Origin of the sequence: Corynebacterium tuberculostearicum (genome assembly GCF_022347235.1) — a bacterium.
Classification (GTDB): domain Bacteria; phylum Actinomycetota; class Actinomycetes; order Mycobacteriales; family Mycobacteriaceae; genus Corynebacterium; species Corynebacterium tuberculostearicum_F.
The window spans coordinates 37,216-56,026 of record NZ_JAKRDX010000015.1 but is presented as its reverse complement, the minus strand read 5'-3'; the positions used below and the strand labels follow the sequence as shown (position 1 = coordinate 56,026).

12 protein-coding genes are annotated in these 18,811 nt (G+C 60.5%); 4 read left to right on the top strand and 8 right to left on the bottom strand.

Going from position 1 to position 18,811, the window contains the following annotated elements; translation table 11 throughout:
- The 8 genes from MHK09_RS09005 to rplJ all read right to left on the bottom strand — a co-directional run.
- On the bottom strand, positions 1-2,218 hold a 2,218-nt coding region (locus MHK09_RS09005; RefSeq protein ID WP_250413337.1), incomplete at its 3' end, for a Rib/alpha-like domain-containing protein.
- A gap of 406 nt (positions 2,219-2,624) precedes the next feature.
- Positions 2,625-6,620, bottom strand: coding sequence for a DNA-directed RNA polymerase subunit beta' (locus MHK09_RS09000; protein ID WP_005327978.1), 3,996 nt, complete (start codon positions 6,618-6,620; stop codon positions 2,625-2,627).
- A 107-nt stretch (positions 6,621-6,727) separates the two neighbouring features.
- Positions 6,728-10,222: a DNA-directed RNA polymerase subunit beta gene (gene rpoB / locus MHK09_RS08995; RefSeq protein ID WP_250413336.1), complete on the bottom strand. Its 3,495-nt coding sequence runs from the start codon at positions 10,220-10,222 to the stop codon at positions 6,728-6,730.
- A 384-nt stretch (positions 10,223-10,606) separates the two neighbouring features.
- The gene (pgfA, locus tag MHK09_RS08990; protein ID WP_250413334.1) at positions 10,607-11,623 is read right to left on the bottom strand and encodes a cell envelope lipid trafficking protein PgfA; all 1,017 of its coding nucleotides are present in this window, start codon (positions 11,621-11,623) and stop codon (positions 10,607-10,609) included.
- A 71-nt stretch (positions 11,624-11,694) separates the two neighbouring features.
- Entirely contained in the window at positions 11,695-12,027 is a 333-nt protein-coding gene (locus tag MHK09_RS08985) for a HigA family addiction module antitoxin (protein ID WP_250413332.1), read from the bottom strand.
- Positions 12,002-12,181: a type II toxin-antitoxin system RelE/ParE family toxin gene (locus MHK09_RS08980; RefSeq protein WP_250413331.1), complete on the bottom strand. Its 180-nt coding sequence runs from the start codon at positions 12,179-12,181 to the stop codon at positions 12,002-12,004. The genes MHK09_RS08985 and MHK09_RS08980 overlap by 26 nt, the downstream gene beginning before the upstream one ends.
- Before the next feature lie 247 nt (positions 12,182-12,428).
- A complete protein-coding gene (gene rplL, locus MHK09_RS08975) occupies positions 12,429-12,818 on the bottom strand; it encodes a 50S ribosomal protein L7/L12 (RefSeq protein WP_005322882.1) in 390 nt (129 codons plus the stop codon).
- A gap of 88 nt (positions 12,819-12,906) precedes the next feature.
- On the bottom strand, positions 12,907-13,428 hold the full coding sequence (gene rplJ / locus MHK09_RS08970) for a 50S ribosomal protein L10 (protein ID WP_005322886.1): 522 nt from the start codon (positions 13,426-13,428) through the stop codon (positions 12,907-12,909).
- A 314-nt stretch (positions 13,429-13,742) separates the two neighbouring features.
- On the opposite strand from rplJ, the gene MHK09_RS08965 reads away from it, so the two are divergent.
- From MHK09_RS08965 to MHK09_RS08950, 4 genes are read left to right on the top strand one after another with little or no spacing between them, the layout of a single operon-like run.
- A complete protein-coding gene (locus tag MHK09_RS08965; protein ID WP_250413330.1) occupies positions 13,743-15,047 on the top strand; it encodes a cryptochrome/photolyase family protein in 1,305 nt (434 codons plus the stop codon).
- Positions 15,048-15,079: 32 nt separating this feature from the next.
- A complete protein-coding gene (locus tag MHK09_RS08960) occupies positions 15,080-16,096 on the top strand; it encodes a pyridoxal-phosphate dependent enzyme (protein WP_250413328.1) in 1,017 nt (338 codons plus the stop codon).
- On the top strand, positions 16,093-17,394 hold the full coding sequence (locus MHK09_RS08955) for an FAD/NAD(P)-binding protein (protein ID WP_250413326.1): 1,302 nt from the start codon (positions 16,093-16,095) through the stop codon (positions 17,392-17,394). Before MHK09_RS08960 ends, MHK09_RS08955 begins: the two co-directional genes overlap by 4 nt.
- A complete protein-coding gene (locus MHK09_RS08950) occupies positions 17,391-18,779 on the top strand; it encodes a type III PLP-dependent enzyme domain-containing protein (RefSeq protein WP_250413325.1) in 1,389 nt (462 codons plus the stop codon). The genes MHK09_RS08955 and MHK09_RS08950 overlap by 4 nt, the downstream gene beginning before the upstream one ends.
- The last annotated feature ends 32 nt before the right edge of the window (positions 18,780-18,811 follow it).

Sequence of the window (18,811 nt, the reverse complement as noted above, 5' to 3'; positions counted from 1 at the left end):
TGCCATCCTTGCCATCCTGCGGCTTAGTGCCCTCCGGCACCGTCACCTTAATGTCACCGGTGTTCGGATCAACCTCAACCGTCGCATCCTTAATCGGATTACCGTCCTTATCCAGGACCTCACCAGTCATATCATCAGTCGGATTCTCAACCTTGTCATCCAAGGTCTTCTCCGAACCATCAGCCGGAACCTCATCGTCCTCAGAACCAGCAATAATCGACGGAGCAGGAGTACTGGTCTTTACATTGACCTTTGCTTCGATGGTCTCGCGGGAGCCATCCGGGTAAGTTACCACGACTGGGATGGTGTAGTCGCCAGGCTTCGCATCCTTTGGCGGCTCAACCACGATCGAACCATCCTGGTTAACTTTGATCCACTCGGGCTTGTCGATCTTGTTGCCGTCCGGATCAGTTACCTGACCAGCCGGCTTGAAGGTGGTCCCTTCCGGAATCTCCTTGCCGTCCTTGTCCTTCGGCACTTCCACGGTCGTCTTCTCACCGGTAGGAGCAGTAGCGTCCTCGTACTGCGGCTCAAATTCACCGTTCTGGCGAACCTTGTCCAACGCAAGGAAGGAGTCCTGACCAACGACAACGTCGTATGCATTGACCAGCTGTGCGACATAGGTGCCAGGAGTTGCGAAATCTTCAGGAGCCAGGGAGCAGTTAGCAGCGTCCGCCAGGGTGTCGACCGCGCAGTCTTCGCCAATCTTCTTGCCGTCTGGGCCGATCCAACGGATCTTGTTATTGCCAGAGAACGGCAGCGCGCCCGTCAACTTGATCTTCGCCGGCTCGAGGTTGTTGATGCCTTCCGGAAGGTCTGCCGGGTTGAGGTAGGAATCGTAATTGACGATGTCCAAATTTGCGATGTCGGCCTGCACCTCAGCGAAGTTGATGTTGTACCAACGCTGGTTGGTGTAGCTCGGAATACCAACTGCACCGCCCCAGTTCGGATTCTCACCCGCATTGCCGTTCACCTTCTGGAAGACCGGCGTCGGGAAACCACTGAAGGAGTTCAGGACCTTGCCGTCGTTCTCCGCCCAGATGTAGGTGTAATTCTTCATGCGGTCGCCGACATCCTCACCCATACGGATGGTGTAGCGGCCTTCGGCATCGGTAACAGCGCCAACGGTCTTAAGGATCGGCTCCTTACCATTCGCACGCATGTTCTCGATCATGGCCTTGGTGGCGGCAGCCTGCTCGCGGTACGGCATATCGGCGATTGCTAGTCGCTCGTATTCAGCGATGCCATCGTCGGAAAGAACGGAGGCGTAGACTTTCGCCCCCTCGATCGGCTGATCACCTTTCCACTGATAAAGCGGGCCGGTCTCGTTACGGTCCGGACCACCTTCCGCGTCGGACCAGACTCTACCGAAGTAGGAGTAACGCGGCGCTTCCTTTCCTTCAGGCTTGTGCCAGCCTTCCTCATCCATGGAAAATTCCGGGCTCACCATGTAGGAGTTTTCCGAAACGCTCGGCGCGCGCTCCTCCAAGAACACACCCGTGCGCTGCATGTTGTTGCCCTCAAAGTAGAAAGCACCGTTTGCGGTGCCCTGCGTGACAGGTGCCCACGCACCCGGAACACCGCCACCAGCCTGACGAACGTAGGTAAGGTCGTTGCCGGTTTCCTCATTCTTCAGCGGCGAATCAACCCAAATGCGGTACTCCTGACCGCGCTCAGCGCGGAAGATGTGCGGCTTGCCGTTCGCATCGATGAAGGAGTACTCGCCGCCCGGCACAGGGCTGTCCGGGTGGGAAAGCAGATTGCCATCCTCATCCTTTGCTCGAAGATCGAAGGCGTAGTTGCCGGCGGAGCTGCCAAGCTGGTGGGACTTCGCAGTGTAGATCGGCGAAATCGTGCCGTCAACGTCCTTGAACTGCATGTACACCGTGGCGTCATTGATGCCCATAGTTCCCTTCAAGGAAGACGACGCACTCGTTTCCTTCAGGCCAACGACACCAGACAGCGTTGCAAAAGCGTTGGTCATGTCGATTCGCTTCGTGACGTAACCATTCGCGATGCCATCCGCTTCAATGCGCTTAGACGGATCCGTCACGGGAGTAGCCGCAACAGTGCCTGAGGTCTGAGCCTGCGCGGCTGCTGCAGACTGTGGGGCGACAACTGGATGAACAAACGGCGCCACAAGCGCGACCGAAAGCGCAGCAGCAGCGATCGTGGTACCACGACGGCGAGCAGCGCGATTAGAACTCTTCAATTCCATGAAAAGGCCTTCCTTATGAAAAGTTAGGGAACAACAGAGAACAGGAGCATGCCCCCACTCTTGGTCTGGGCGTACGAACAACTGATTTTTAGCTGATTTCTAACTGTCCTCAACCTGTAATATTATTGAAATCAGCCACTTTTAACAACTCATGCCTGCATTTTATTTTATTATTATCGATGGTTAACGTCGTACACATCTCCCGGGAACGGAAGATCCGCCTAGTCAGTCACCCTTCGGACTGTTCGCGTCACTTAAATACGTGATAAATCAGCTAAATGTCCCTCTTGGAGATCAGTACGCCTTCTCTAAGCTGTCCGCCTTTTCGCATGAAAAAAGCGTGTCTGGGGTCCAGACACGCTTCTTGTTTGGGCAGCTTTTACGGCGTTACTGCCCTCGCTCTTACCTAGAAGGTGAAGTCCTCATCCAGCGGGACGGAAGCACCGGTGAATTCACCGAAGCCGTCATCGCCGTAGATGGAATCGCCGTAAGTCGGAATCGAGTATGCAGCGTTGCGTGCAGCCTCGGTCGGCTTGACGGAGATGTTGCGGTAGCGAGAGATACCGGTACCGGCCGGGATCAGCTTACCGATGATGACGTTCTCCTTGAGACCGATGAGCTTATCGGAGCGCTTGTTAATAGCGGCGTCGGTAAGCACGCGAGTGGTCTCCTGGAACGAAGCAGCGGACAACCAGGACTCGGTAGCCAAGGAAGCCTTGGTAATACCCATAATCTCCGAGCGCAGCTGAGCCGGCTCGCCGCCCTCAGCAACCTGGGCAGCGTTGAGCTGCTTAGCCTCAGAGAGGTCAATGAGGTTACCCGGCAGCAAGTCCGTGGTACCGGCATCGATGACGGTACCGCGGCGCAGCATCTGCCGGATGATGATCTCGATGTGCTTATCGTGAATAGCCACACCCTGCGTACGGTAGACAGCCTGAACCTCATTGATGAGGTGCTGCTCCACGCCACGGCGGCCGAGAACCTCGAGCACGTCGTGCGGGTCGGCCGCACCACGCATGAGGCGGTCACCGGTCTCCACGTGGTCGCCGTCCTTGAGGGAACGCTCGATCATCGCATCCGGGTTGGACTCCATCGGGCGACGGACCTGAGCCAGACCCTGGCGCTTGGAGAGCTTCTCGTAAACCACGTCATCAGAGCCGTCATCCGGGGTGATGGTCAGGGTCCAGAAGTTGCCCTCGTCAGACAGGGACACGGTGCCATCAACGGAGGCGATAGGAGCGCGGTTCTTCGGGTTACGGGCCTCGAAGAGCTCCTGAACACGCGGCAGACCGCCGGTAATATCGCCACCGACACCACCCTGGTGGAACGTACGCATGGTCAGCTGGGTACCCGGCTCACCAATAGACTGCGCAGCCACGATGCCAACGGCCTCGCCGATATCGACGAGCTGGCCGGAGGCCATGGACTTGCCGTAGCACTTGGCGCACACGCCAGCCGGGGTCTGGCAGGTCAGCACGGAGCGAACCTTAACCTCGGTGACCTTAGCGTCAAGCAGCTTCTGGGTGAGCTCCTCGGTGAGGTCGGAGCCGGCCTCGGCCACGACCTCGCCGTTGGCGTCCTTGACGTCGGTTGCGATAACGCGGCCGGATGCGGAGGTCTCCCACAGCTCGGAGAGAACAACCTTGTCGCCGGATTCCTCGCCGATTGGGACGCGCACGCCCTGGCGGGTGCCACAGTCCTCTTCGCGCACGATGACGTCCTGAGCCACGTCCACCAGACGACGGGTGAGGTAGCCGGAGTCAGCGGTACGCAGTGCGGTATCGGCCAGACCCTTACGGGAACCGTGGGAGTTGTTGAAGTACTCCAGCACGGACAGGCCTTCGCGGAAGGAGGTCTTAATCGGACGGGTGATGTAATCACCGTGCGAGTTCACAACCATGCCCTTCATACCGGCCAGCGTCCAGATCTGACGCATGTTACCGGCCGCACCAGACTTCACAATCATCGGAATCGGATTGTGGTCCGGGTACATGTTCTCGACGGCCTCACCGACGGTATCGGTAGCGTCCTTCCACAGCTCAACCAGGCGGTCGTAGCGCTCGCGCTCGGTCAGGGCACCCTGCTCCCAGTACTTGCGCTCGATGCGCTCTGCTTCCTTCTCATAAGACTCGAGGATCTCGGTCTTATTCGGCAGAACCAGAACGTCAGACATGGTGATGGTCACGCCGGAACGGGTTGCCCAGTAGAAGCCGGCATCCTTCATGTTGTCCAGCACCTGAGCCACGGTGATCATCGGGTACTTATTCGCCAAGTCATTGACCACGTCACCGATGAGAACCTTGTTGCCGGAACCGCCACCCTTACGGACCATGATGCCCTCGAGGTACGGATAGTTCCACGGCAGGAGCTCGTTGAACATGACGCGGCCGATGGTGGTGTAACCCATCCATGCCTGGCCTTTGGACCAACCATCCGGGAACTGCTCTTCCTCGATCTCCTTCGGCGGGCGAAGATGATCGATGCGGACCTTGATCGGAGCCTGCAGGCCAACGGTACCGCGGTCATAGGCCATGAGGGCCTCAGCGTAGGAGGAGAAGACACCGGTAGCCGGCTTGTCCTTCTCTGCCTCGCGGAAGCGACCATTGCCGCCGATCTCGTCCTCGGACTTGTCCATGGTCAGGTAGTACAGGCCGGTAACCATGTCCAGACGTGGCATGGCCAGCGGCTTACCGGATGCCGGGGACAGAATGTTGTTGGACGCCAGCATCAGGACGCGGGCCTCAGCCTGTGCCTCAGCGGACAACGGCAGGTGGACTGCCATCTGGTCACCGTCGAAGTCGGCGTTGAACGCCTCACAAGCCAGCGGGTGAAGCTGAATAGCCTTACCCTCAACCAGCTTCGGCTCGAAGGCCTGAATACCCAGGCGGTGCAGCGTAGGTGCGCGGTTAAGCATCACCGGGTGCTCAGAAATGGCCTGCTCCAGAACGTCCCACACCTCTGGGCGCTGGCGCTCAACCATGCGCTTGGCGGACTTGATGTTCTGAGCGTAGTCGTTTTCTACCAGGCGCTTCATGACGAACGGCTTGAACAGCTCGAGCGCCATGAGCTTCGGCAGACCACACTCGTGCAGCTTCAGCTGCGGACCAACGATAATAACGGAACGGCCGGAATAGTCCACACGCTTACCCAGCAGGTTCTGGCGGAAGCGGCCCTGCTTGCCCTTGAGCAAGTCAGACAGGGACTTCAGCGGACGGTTGCCCGGGCCGGTAACCGGACGGCCACGGCGGCCGTTATCGAAGAGCGCGTCTACAGACTCCTGCAGCATGCGCTTCTCGTTGTTCACGATGATCTCTGGAGCGCCCAGGTCGATCATGCGCTTCAAACGGTTATTGCGGTTGATTACGCGGCGGTAGAGGTCGTTCAGGTCGGAGGTAGCGAAGCGGCCACCGTCCAGCTGCACCATCGGGCGCAGCTCTGGCGGGATAACCGGGATGGCGTCCAGCACCATGCCTGCCGGATCGTTGCCGGAGCGCAGGAAGGCAGCAACGACCTTCAGGCGCTTCAGGGCACGCATCTTCTTCTGGCCCTTGCCGTTGTTGATGATCTCGCGCAGTTCCTCGGCCTCAGCCTCGAGGTCGAAGTTGCGGACCAGGGTCTGGATGGCTTCTGCACCCATGCCGCCGGTGAAGTAATCCTCGTAGCGGTCAACCAGCTCTTCGTAGATGGTCTCATCAATGATCATCTGCTTCGGAGCCAGCTTGATGAAGGTGTTCCAGATTTCATCCAGGCGGGCGATTTCGCGCTCGCCGCGCTCACGGATGTGCTGCATCTCCTTATCGGCAGCGTTTTGTACCTTCTTGCGGGCATCTGCCTTGGCACCGGCTGCTTCCAGCTCAGCCAGGTCAGACTCCAGCTTGGAGGCGCGCTCTGCGATCTCGGACTCGGTATCGTCCTCAACGTCCTTCTTCTCCAGAAGCATCTCTGCTTCCAGAGTGGACTGGTCGTTGTGGCGGGCCTCTTCATCCACGGAGGTGATGATATTCGCCGCGAAGTAGATGATGCGCTCGAGATCCTTCGGAGCCAGGTCCAGCAGGTAGCCCAAGCGGGAAGGAACGCCCTTGAAGTACCAAATGTGGGTTACCGGAGCAGCCAGCTCAATGTGGCCCATGCGCTCACGGCGAACCTTGGACTTGGTCACCTCAACGCCACAGCGCTCACAGATGATGCCCTTGTAGCGGACGCGCTTGTACTTGCCACAAGCGCACTCCCAGTCACGGGTAGGGCCGAAGATGCGCTCGCAGAAGAGGCCGTCCTTCTCCGGCTTCAGGGTGCGGTAGTTAATGGTCTCGGGCTTTTTGACCTCGCCCTTGGACCAGCGACGAATATCGTCTGCGGTGGCCAGACCGATGCGGAGCTCGTCGAAGAGATTTACGTCAAACACGTAATGTCTCCCTTTCATCCTCGTTGTCGAGGAATTGATGGCTTTTTATGAATGAAACGTTTATGCCCTGCCGCGGGGATTTTCCCCGCGGTGGACCAAGAAACTAACTAGGCGATGTCAGCGGAGGAACCCTCATCGCGGGACAGGTTAATGCCAAGCGATGGGCTATCCATGTCATCGTCATCAGAGCCAGACAGCTCCATCGGAGTGCCGTCGGTGGAGAGAACCTCCACGTTCAGGCACAGGGACTGCAGCTCCTTGAGCAACACCTTGAAGGACTCAGGGATGCCCGGATCTGGAATATTGTCGCCCTTAACAATGGCTTCGTAAACCTTCACGCGGCCAACGACGTCATCGGACTTGATGGTCAGCAGCTCCTGCAGGGTGTAGGCAGCGCCGTAAGCCTGCATTGCCCACACCTCCATCTCGCCGAAGCGCTGGCCACCGAACTGGGCCTTACCACCCAGCGGCTGCTGGGTAATCATGGAGTAAGGACCGGTGGAACGGGCGTGAATCTTCTCATCGACCAAGTGGTGCAGCTTGAGCATGTACATGTAGCCGACGGAGATCGGGTACTTGTATGGCTCGCCCGAGCGGCCGTCGAAAAGCGTGGCCTTGCCATGCTCATCCACCAGCACATCGCCGTCGCGGTTAGGACGGGAAGAAGCCAGCAGGCGCTCGATCTCGTGGTTGGTAGCACCGTCGAAGACCGGGGTAGCGGTCAAGGAATCTGCAGGAACGTCATAGAGCTCTTCCGGCAGGGTCTTGAGCAGTTCGGCGTTCTTCGGATCCTCGGTATCGACCTTCCAGCCGGCGTGTGCCAGCCAGCCCAAGTGAACCTCGAGGACCTGGCCGATGTTCATACGACGCGGCACACCGTGGGTGTTGAGCAGAATGTCCACCGGGGTGCCGTCTTCCATGAACGGCATATCCTCTGGCGGCAGGATCTTGCCCACAACACCCTTGTTGCCGTGGCGGCCGGCCATCTTATCGCCGTCCTGGATCTTGCGCTTCTGGGCAACGTAGACACGAATCATCTCGTTGACGCCAGGGGCCAGATCGTCATCATCGTCGCGGGAGAAGCGGGCAACGCCAATGACCTTGCCTACCTCACCGTGCGGCACCTTCATGGAGGTATCGCGAACCTCGCGGGCCTTCTCACCGAAGATGGCGCGCAGCAGGCGCTCCTCCGGGGTCAGCTCGGTCTCGCCCTTCGGGGTGACCTTACCCACCAGGATGTCGCCGGCGCGGACGTCGGCACCGATGCGGATGATGCCGCGCTCGTCCAGGTCGCTCAGGACGTCCTCGGAGACGTTCGGGATCTCGCGGGTGATTTCCTCGGCGCCCAGCTTGGTATCGCGAGCATCGATCTCGTGCTCCTCGATGTGGACGGAGGTCAGGATGTCCTCCTCCACGATGCGCTGGTTGAGGATGATGGCGTCCTCGTAGTTGTGGCCTTCCCACGGCATGAAGGCAACCAGCAGGTTGCGGCCGAGGGACATCTCACCATTGTGGGTACCAGGGCCATCGGCCAGAACCTGGCCGGCCTCAACGCGCTCGCCCATGGAAACCAGCGGGGTCTGGTTGTAGTTGGTGCCCTGGTTGGTGCGCTCGAACTTACGCAGGATGTAGGTATCGCGCTGGCCCTCATCATCCATGATGGTGATGACATCAGCGGTGACGTTCTCGACCACACCGGCCTTCGGGGTGATAACCACGTCGCCAGCGTCGTACGCAGCCCGCTGCTCCATGCCGGTACCAACCAGCGGGGCCTCGGAGCGTACCAGCGGCACTGCCTGCTTCTGCATGTTCGCACCCATCAAGGCACGGTTAGCATCGTCGTGCTCCAAGAACGGAATCATGGCGGTACCCACGGAAACCATCTGGCGCGGGGAGACGTCAACGTAGTCGACACCGGCGGCGTCGGTAAGCCCGATATCGCCGTCCTTCAGGCGGACCTCAATACGCTCGCCGGTGAGGTTACCCTCTTCGTCCTGCTCAACCTCGGCCTGAGCAATTGCGAAGCGGTCCTCTTCATCGGCGGTGAGGTACTCCACCTGGTCGGTGATCTTGCCGTCCACAACCTTGCGGTACGGGGTCTCAATGAAGCCGAAAGCATTCACGCGGGCGTAGGACGCCAGCGCACCAATCAGGCCAATGTTCGGGCCCTCAGGAGTCTCAATCGGGCACATACGGCCGTAGTGAGAAGCGTGAACGTCTCGCACCTCAATGCCGGCGCGCTCACGGGACAGACCGCCTGGGCCCAGCGCGGAGAGGCGGCGCTTGTGGGTCAGGCCGGACAGCGAGTTGTTGTGATCCATGAACTGGGACAGCTGCGAGGTACCGAAAAACTCGCGGATAGCAGCAGAGACCGGGCGCACGTTAATCAGGGAGGTCGGAGTAATGGACTCCGCGTCCTGAGTGGTCATGCGCTCGCGCACAACGCGCTCCATGCGGGACAGGCCGACGCGGACCTGGTTCTGGATGAGCTCACCCACGGTGCGCAGGCGACGGTTACCAAAGTGGTCGATGTCGTCCGTGTGCAGGGCGATCATCTCACCGTTCGGTGCCTTCATCTCGCGCTCGCCTACGTGCAGGCGGACCAGGTACTCGAGGGTGACGGCAATGTCTTCCTCGGTCAGGGTCATCAGACCATCGTGGTCGCCGCCGAGCCCCAGCTTGCGGTTGACCTTGTAGCGGCCGACCTTAGCCAGGTCGTAACGCTTTGCACGGAAGAAGGAGTTATCCAGCAAGGACTGAGCCAGCTCGCGGGTGGGCTGCTCGCCTGGGCGCTGCTTGCGGTAGATCTCCAGCAGTGCCTCGTCGGTGTTCGCTACACCGTCAGACTCCAGGGTGGACATCATGAGCTCGGAGAAGCCGAAGCGATCCTTGATCTGCTCCTCGCTCCAACCCAGTGCCTTAAGCAGCACGGTTACCGGCTGGCGGCGCTTGCGGTCAATGCGCACGCCGACGGTGTCGCGCTTGTCGACGTCGAACTCCAACCATGCACCGCGGGAAGGAATAACCTTCACGGAGTGCAGCGGGCGCTCGGTGGACTTATCGATCGAGCGATCGAAGTACACGCCCGGGGAGCGCACCAGCTGAGAGACGACGACGCGCTCGGTACCGTTCACGATGAACGTGCCCATATCCGTCATGATCGGGAAATCGCCGATGAAGACGGTCTGCGACTTAATCTCTTGGGTGTCGTTATTAATAAACTCTGCGGTCACGTACAGCGGCGCGGAGTAGTTGATGTCCTTTTCCTTGCACTCATCCACGGTGTTCTTCACCGGTTCAAAGCGCGGCTCCGACAGGGACAGGGACATATTGCCCGAGTAGTCCTCAATCGGCGAGAGCTCTTCGAGGATGTCCTCGAGGCCGCTCGTCACGCGGGCGTCATCGCCGCGCTCAGCCTGCTCGCGCTCGCGCCACTCCGGCGCGCCAACGAGCCAATCAAAGGAATCAAGTTGTACGTCAAGGAGACCCGGCAGGGCGATAGGCTCGCTGATTTTTGCAAACGAGTATCGCTTCGGGGCTCCGGGGATATTGGCCACTGACTTGGTCTGGCGGGAGACTGCCAAGATGGGTCCTTCCAGCACCTCACGCGGATTGCCTGCTCGCCCTGGCCGACGAGCCGCAAAACCGCTGGTAATTCTAGCATTCGGTCTGCTGTGGAGTGTCTGGGTTCAGAATGCACAAAATCACCTTGTCAAGTCGGTTTTGCCATCACCGGCCTGAAAGGCTAAATGTGCACCGAAGATCCAGATTCCAGCGCAACGAAACAGCTTATAGGAAAAGACCTGCCATGTAAAGACACACCACTCTTGGGGCGTGTCGCTACCGCGCTAGGGGGCAAGCTCGTGCTCGCCGCGGCGCTAACGCGTCCACGTCGCGCGACTGTGCGCGACAACCACCGAGCACCCTACCACTAAATTCTCGCTACACCGCAAACCTGGTGGCGGATTAGTTTCTTAACTGGGCTTTTAGTGGCTGGCCGGAACCGCGTTCCCGCCGATGCGCCCACGGTTATGCCGCGAGCGGGCATGCTTATTCTTGCCGCCAATTAGGCCCAGTGCGCCAATGATTCCGAGCAGGGTCAACAGTGCGCCGAGGCCGATGGCACCCCACCGCACGATCTCCGCCACGCGGTCGCGCGGGAAATCTGCCGCCTCTTTGAGCAGCGCCTGCTGGTCCTCTTCAGAGGTAGAACCATTAAAGACGAAGGCGCGCTCGCGGCCCACACCCTCGCGGTCCGCGTAGTAATCATCGATATCCATATCCATGCCCACCACGAGGCCGGTTTGTTGGTCCACATAGAAGTCGCGGCTGCCGGAGTGGGTTAGGTAGCCCTGCTCCTCGCCGCCGTCTTTCTTGGGCAGGCTGGTGGTATTGCCATCGGCCGCAAATAGCTGCGCGACGTTGGTTGGCTCAATTTCTTGGTGGTAGCGGTAGACCGTGCGGCCGTCCATCGTGGTTTCTTCTTCAAAGACCGCATCGACGGCCTTGCGCAGGGTCGGGTCAAAGACCGGGTAGTTGGTCTTCTCTGCGCCTGCTGGGAACTTAAGCCAGTAGCCATCCACCGTGACTTTATCCGAAGGCGTAGCAAGCGTATGGCTAAGCGACGCCTCCCCCGCCGCCTCGCCGCTAAGACGGTCCACGGGATAGGTCCACACCTGGGCCTGGCTCAGGTCATTAAGGCCCTCCCCTTCGCCGCGCATGCGGGTCTCACCGATGCGTACGGTGGCCTTCTCCTCGTCCGAGGGCTCTTGGATATCCATGTTGATTTGGTAGGTCATGGGGCCCGAATACGGCGTGGTGCCGTCCTTGGACAGCTGCTGCGAATCCGCAGAATCATCGTGCAGTGTCCACGTACTGTTTTTCAGGTTCAGCGGCAGCCGCGGGGAGTAATCCAAAAACGCCGGCGCCACAATTCCGGCGGCGATGAGCGCGACGCCGAGGCCTAGGAGCAGGACGGAAATAATGCGGGACTTGGGCAGCATGGGGGCTAATTCTACAACCCGTGGCGGCGATTCCCTGTTTCTACAGGCCGCCCCGCCACGCCGGATTGGTTTTAGGCCGTCTGCGTATTCCAAGCGATGATGCTGCTGGTATCCGTGGTCTGCCGCGCGCACCAGAGATCAAACTCTTCTTGCAGCCCCAGCCAAAACTCCGCCGAATTGCCAAAATAGGCGGAAAGACGGAGCGCCATTTCCGCACTAATCCCAATGCGCCCACGCACCAGCTTGGAAATTTGGGACTTGGAGCTAAAAATATCCTTGGCTAAGCGGTATTGAGCCAGTCCGAGCGGCTCCAGAAATTCCTCGCGCAGAACCTCTCCAGGGTGTGGAACGGGGACGATATCCGAGGCTTCCTCTCCCTCATTTGTGATAGTCGATGAAGTCAATGTCCACAGCTCCTTTCCCTGTCCACCGGAAGACTACTCTCCACTGCGCATTAACACGGATGGAATAAAATCCGTCCCACTGCCCTTTCAGCCTTTCTAAGTGATTCGCTGGTGGAATCCTCAAATCGGCAAGAGAGGCTGCTCGGTCAATCATGATGAGTTTGCGACGCAGTATCCTTCGCAGTTCAGGGGGGGCACGTACTTTGGCGCCTTACCATCTGTGTGAAAGCGCTCTAAGCTACCCCTCCTGAACTCAGCAACGCCATAGTGTCACACTTTGACACTATTGGCCATTGCTGTACTACCCGCATTGCGCCCGCGAGCATAAAACGAGGAAACCCCCAGCTCCCACCGCGCGCGGCGGTAAGAGTGGGGGTTTGAAAGCGTAAAGCTCAGTGAAATTACTTGAGCTCGACGGAAGCGCCAGCCTCTTCCAGCTTGGTCTTAGCAGCCTCAGCGTCGTCCTTGGAAGCGCCCTCGAGGATAGCCTTAGGAGCACCCTCGACCATTTCCTTAGCTTCCTTCAGGCCCAGGCCGGAGACGATCTCGCGGACAGCCTTAATAACGCCAATCTTCTTAGCGCCAGCGTCGGTCAGAACGACGTCGAACTCGGTCTTCTCCTCAGCGGCACCAGCGCCGCCCTCAGCCGGAGCGCCAGCTGCAACAGCAGCAACCGGAGCAGCAGCCTCAACGTCGAATACCTCTTCAAATTCCTTAACGAACTCGGACAGTTCGATGAGGGTCATTTCCTTGAAAGCTTCAATGAGCTCGTCCTTGGTGAGCTTAGCCATGATGGCAAGTCCTTTCTGTGTTGTGTGTACGCTGCGCGTGATTTAGGCCGCGCACACGGTGTTGTAATTGTGCGTCTTTTGTGACGACTTAAGCTTCTGCTTCCTTCTTGTCCTGCAGGGCTGCGACGGTGCGTACAGCCTTGGTTGCAGGAGCGTTGAAGAGAGCGGCTGCCTTCGCCATAGAACCCTTCATAGCGCCAGCCAGCTTTGCGAGGGTGGTCTCGCGGTTATCCAGCTTGGCGATGGCCTCAACCTGGTCGGCAGACAGTGCGTTGCCGTCCATGTAGCCACCCTTGATGATGAGTGCCTTGTTGTCATCAGCGAACTTGGTGATGACCTTCGCAGCATCCACTGCCTCGCCCTTGATGAACGCAATTGCGGTCGGGCCAGTCAGCAAATCATCAAGACCTTCGATGCCAGCTTCCTTGGCAGCGATCTTGAAAAGGGTGTTCTTGGCGACGGAGTATTCAACGTCAAAGCCCAGATCGTTACGCAGCTCCTGCAGCTGGGATACGGTCAGGCCGCGGTACTCGGTCAATACAACAGAGTTAGCGCCAGCCAGCTTCTCCTTCAGCTCTGCCAGGTCTGCAGTGTTCTTTGGGTTTGCCATTGTCTCTCGCCTCCTTCCAAAACATCTCTTTTATTATTCCGCCGGGGCCTTCCTCGCTTCGGTTGCCCGAAACAACAAAAGCCCCGTGCAAGAGCACAGGGCGCGCGACATAAGAGAATGCCGCGAATAATCGCAAAGTGTCTCCTGCGTGGGCCGCCTCCTAGGATGGAGAACCTTCGATCCAAATGGATGACCAACGGTCTTCGGTGAACTTTGACTCGGCCGTGAAGTGGCCGTTCAAACTTCGTGGAAAACACTACCTCCCCACCCGCAGTTTCTCCAAATCGCCGTTTCCGCCGCGTAGGATGGCCGCCATGACCTGCCTCATGTGGTTCCGCGATGACCTGCGCCTGCACGATAACCAGGCCCTTTCCCGCGCGGCCGAGGCCGCCTCGCTTGGCGACGCCCCCTTGGTCGCCGTCGTCCTCGACGAGCCTGCCTATCCCGGCACCCGCCCGCTGGGCGGCGCGACCACGTGGTGGCGCGAGCGCTCCCTCTACGCCCTCGCCCACGACCTTGCCGGCCACGGCGTAGAACTCATTCGCGCCGCCGGCGATGCCCGCGAGGAAATCCCCCGCCTGGCCGCCGAACTGGGCGCCACCACCGTCACGTGGACCCGCCGCTACCACGGCCCGCTGCGCGAGGTCGATGCCACCGTCAAGGAAACCCTGGCCTCCCAGGGCATCACCGCGACGTCCTCGCCCGGCTTCACCTTGGTCGAGCCCTGGGAGGTCACCAATGGCCAAGGCCAGCCCTATAAGGTCTTTACTCCCTTCTCCAAGGCCGCCGCCTCCCAGGTGGCGGGAGATGAACCGGAGGGGGTGCCGGAGATGGGGGCGTCGGCAAGCAGTGCATCTGCCTGGCCCCAGCCCACCGAACCGGCATGGGCGGCATCGCTGGCCGAGCGCTGGACGCCCGGCGAGGCCGGCGCGCGCGAGCGACTAGCCCAGCTGGACCTAGCCAACTATGCCGAGGAGCGCGATATCCCCGCGCTCAATGCCACCTCCCTACTCTCGCCCCACCTGCGCTTTGGCGAAGTCTCCCCGCGCGAGGTGTGGTTCGCCGCGGCCGAGGAGCCAGAGGCCGCCAAGTTCCACTCCGAGCTGCTGTGGCGCGACTTTGCCTGGCACCGCCTCTACTACCTGCCCAATCTCGCGACCGAAAACGTGCGGGAGAAATTCGACCGCTTCGACTGGTCTTGGGACGACCCACGGCTCAAAGACTGGCAGGCCGGCACTACGGGCATTCCGCTTGTCGACGCCGGAATGCGCGAGCTTTGGGCCACCGGCTATATGCACAACCGCGTGCGCATGGTGGTGGGCTCCTTCCTCACCAAGAACCTGGGCATCCACTGGCGCCTGGGCGAGGAATGGTTCTGGGACACGTTGGTGGACGCCGATGCCGCCTCCAACCCGTTTAATTGGCAGTGGGTGGCCGGCTGCGGCGATGACGCCGCGCCCTTCTTCCGCATCTTCAACCCCGAAACGCAGGCCCAGCGCTTCGACCCCGACGGCGAGTACGTGCGCCGCTGGGCACCGGCGCTGTCCGCCCCGCCCATCGTGGACCTGCAGGAATCGCGCCAAGCTGCCCTCGATGCCTATGCGGAGATCAAGGACTAAGCCGGCGGAAAAGGTGGACGTAAAGGTCTACCATGGGGCCAATGATGAGCCCTAGGATTCATTCTCAAGCGCATCCGCCCATTGGCAACACCCCACTCATGCGTGTGGAGGCGATTAGTCCCCGGCCGGATGTCCACCTTTATCTCAAACTCGAACAATTCAACCTCGGCGGTTCTGCAAAAGACCGGACGGCACGAGCCCTTATCCAGGCGGCGCTTGCAGCCGGCGATATCCGCCCGGGTTCGACGCTGGTGGAATCTTCCTCCGGCAACCTGGGCATGGCTCTAGCTCGCCAGGCCCCGCTGCAAGGAATGAAGTTCCATTGCGTGGTGGATCCGCGGGTCAACGCCTCCACGGTGGCTACCATGCGGGCCTACGGCGCACACGTGGAATTGCTCGACCACCCCGATCCAGAAACCGGCGATTGGCTCACCGCCCGCCGCACCCGCGTGGCCGAGCTTTTGGAAGAGATCCCTGATTCTTTCAACCTCAACCAGTACTCCAATGAAGCCGCCTTCCACGCCCACGCGGAAGGCACCATGACGGAGATTCTGGACCAGCTCGGCCAAGCGCCCAGCCACCTGCTCGTGGCCATGAGCACCACCGGAACCCTTGGCGGCTGCGTACGCAAGCTCTCCGAGTTGGGCGCCGACGCTCACACAATCGGCGTTGATGCCGAAGGCTCCGTGCTTTTTGGTGGTGAGCGTGGCACCCGCATGCTGCCTGGCTATGGCGCCGGAATCGTGACCGAGCTATCCACCAAGTTTTCGCCTTCTTCCGTGGAGCGGGTTCCGGATCTCGATGCCATCGTTGCCGCCCGACAGCTCGCCCAAGCCGAGGGCCTACTGCCTGGCGCTTCCGGTGGTGCCGTCATCGCCGCCTTCCAACGCCTCGCCCCCTCCCTGCCGGCAGGGGCCGAAGTGGTTGCCGTGCTGCACGACGCCGGCCAGCCTTACCTGGACACCATCTATAACGATTCCTGGGTGTGCGAAAACTTCGACATTTCGCCCGCTGAACTTGCCGCGCGCATCGAGAGGTCGTCGCAGTGACTTCTGCTAGCTCTGCCTGCCGCATTGCCATCATTGGAGGTGGACCGCGTGGACTTTGGGCCGTAGAGGAGCTCATCGAGCGCGCCCGCGTTCCACTCGATGTCACCGTCTTTGACCCCTACCCCGCCGGTGCGGGCGCCGTCTACCGTCCGCAGCAGCCGCTACAGTGGCGCCTCAACGTCAACTGCGCCATCGTCACCACGGCCCACGATAATTTCAACGCCTGGCGCACCCGCCGCGGCAAAGACACCACCGATGCCTTCCCGCCGCGGGCCCAGGTGGGCCAATTCCTCGCCGATACCTGGTCCGCCGCAGTACGCCGCGCGCCGGCCCACGTTCGCATCCGGCACCTGCCGCACCGCGTGACCGCGGTAAGCACCGAAGGAGAAGGTTTCATGGTCGATGGCGCCCCCTTCGACGAGGTCCTGGTCTGCACCGGCCACGACCATCTCCACGCCGGTTCCTTGGCCTATGAGGCCTCGTGCGTACCGGTCACCGGTCTCTACTTCGGTGCCGATCTCCCCAGCTCCGCACGGCGAATCGGCGTACGCGGTGCCGCCTTAAGCTTCATCGATGTGTGCCTGCTGTATGGCGATACCGCCGAAACCATCTACCCGGTTAGCCGCAGCGGCCGCTTCATGGAGGTAAAACCCTCCCCTGAGACACCACTGCCGGAGGTGTCACCGCGGTGGCGGCAGGCCTGCGCGCATATCGACAACGCTTCGGATCTGCGTGAGATCCTCATTGGGGCTGCAGGCGAATTCGGTGACTTCTCAACTGCGGACCTCGCCGCCGTTATCGACGGTCAGGATTTCACGGGCGATGCCGTCGCTGAGCTCGAGGCGTCCCTTCGTGCGGCCGAAGCTACCGGTCCGCTCACCCCGGCCGCGGCCGTGGGTGCGGCGTTTCGTGGGGTATTCCAAGAGTGCGTCGATTGGCACAAGGCGCATGGCCCCATGCCCGGCTTCCGTGAGCTTTCACGCACCCTTGAGCGCGTGGCTTTTGGTCCGCCACCGGTCACAGCCAGGCGTCTGGTCGAGCTGATCCACTCCGGTGTGGTGAATACCGACTACCTAGGCACGCCGGGGCAGATAGATTCCTGGCGGGAAAAGGGCGGCGTGAACCTGCTTATTGACGCCACCGTTGCTCCCCAAGCCACCCCCTCCCCCTTCCACGACGTTCCTGGCGTGGTGGAAATTGGCCGAATGAATGAGCTCTCTCTGCCCGGCCATGACTCCCTTAACCGTTCCGTGCACGATGACATCCCCCGCTGGGCGGAGAAAGTAGGAAACCCATGACCACCACCCCTGTAGAACCACTACCCGTCCACGGCACCGTCCCCTTGCGCGCCCGGTGGGAACGGTGGATGCGTGAGCTCGTCGAAAACCCGCAGCGCGTCAGCGCATTGACCTCGCGCTACGGTTCTCCGGTGAACGTGTTGAATCCCGCGCCGCTGCGCCACAATGCCCATGAGCTGCTCGATGCGGGCGCTTCCCACGGTGTGGAGAACCAGGTGTTTTTCGCACGAAAGGCTAATAAGGCGCTGTGTTTTGTCGATGCTGCGCGCGATGCCGGGCTCGGGGTGGATGTAGCCAGCGAGAACGAGCTCCGCCAAGTGCTCGACCGCGGTGTCGCCCCCGAGCGCATCATCCTCAGCGCCGCTATCAAAACAGATGGCTTGCTCCGCCTCGCGGTTTCGCGGGGAGTTACTATCTCTTGTGATTCTCGCGCCGAATCCCAGCGCATCGCCGCCATCGCGCAGGCTTTAGAAACCACCGCCCACGTGGCGCCACGCCTCGCTCCAGATCCGGACTCCCTACCTCCCACCCGCTTCGGGGAAAGGCTGCCGGCATGGCGGCAAGCCGAGTGGCCACAGGAGCTTCGTGTTGTGGGCGTCCACGTGCACCTGCATGGCTATAGCGAGGCCGACCGCCGAGCCGCCCTTGCAGAGGCTATTGCGTTAGTTGAGCACTTACGCGCGTTGGGCCAGCCCGCTAGTTTCATCGATATCGGCGGCGGTGTGCCCATGAGCTACCTGGAATCCCGCGAGCAGTGGGAGAATTACCTCGAGCGCATCGCGTCCCAACGTGCTGGTACCGGTGAACCATTCACGTGGAAAGCGGATCCGCTGTCCAATACTTACCCCTTCTGGCAGGAGCCGACCCGCGGTCAGTGGCTGGACCAGCTCCTCTCCGGTGAGGTCCGCGGCTACAGCACCGCTGGCACGGCGCTGCGCGAGCGGAACATCGCACTTCACCTGGAGCCCGGCCGCAGCCTCCTCGACGGCTGCGGAGTCATCCTCACCGAGGTGAGCTTCCTCAAAGAACGCTCTGATGGCCTGCCCCTTATCGGCGTGGCGATGAATCGCACCCAGTGCCGGACCGCCGCAGATGACATCCTGCTCGACCCTCTCTTAGTACCTACGGCCGGCCCAGTAGAGGAAATCTCCCGCGAGCCACGCACCGGCTTTGTGGTGGGTGCCTATTGCATTGAAGACGAGGTTATCCTGCGCCGCGAACTGGACTTCCCGGATGGCATTGCCGTAGGAGATACCCTCGCCATTCCGAATACAGCCGGATATTTTATGCACATCCTGGAGTCTGCTTCGCACCAAATTCCTTTGGCACGCAACGTCTACTACGACGGCGGCGATTGGGTGCCAGACGATATTGACGCCGTGTAGCTGCAGGCGGGCTAAGACATAGAAAAAGGGCT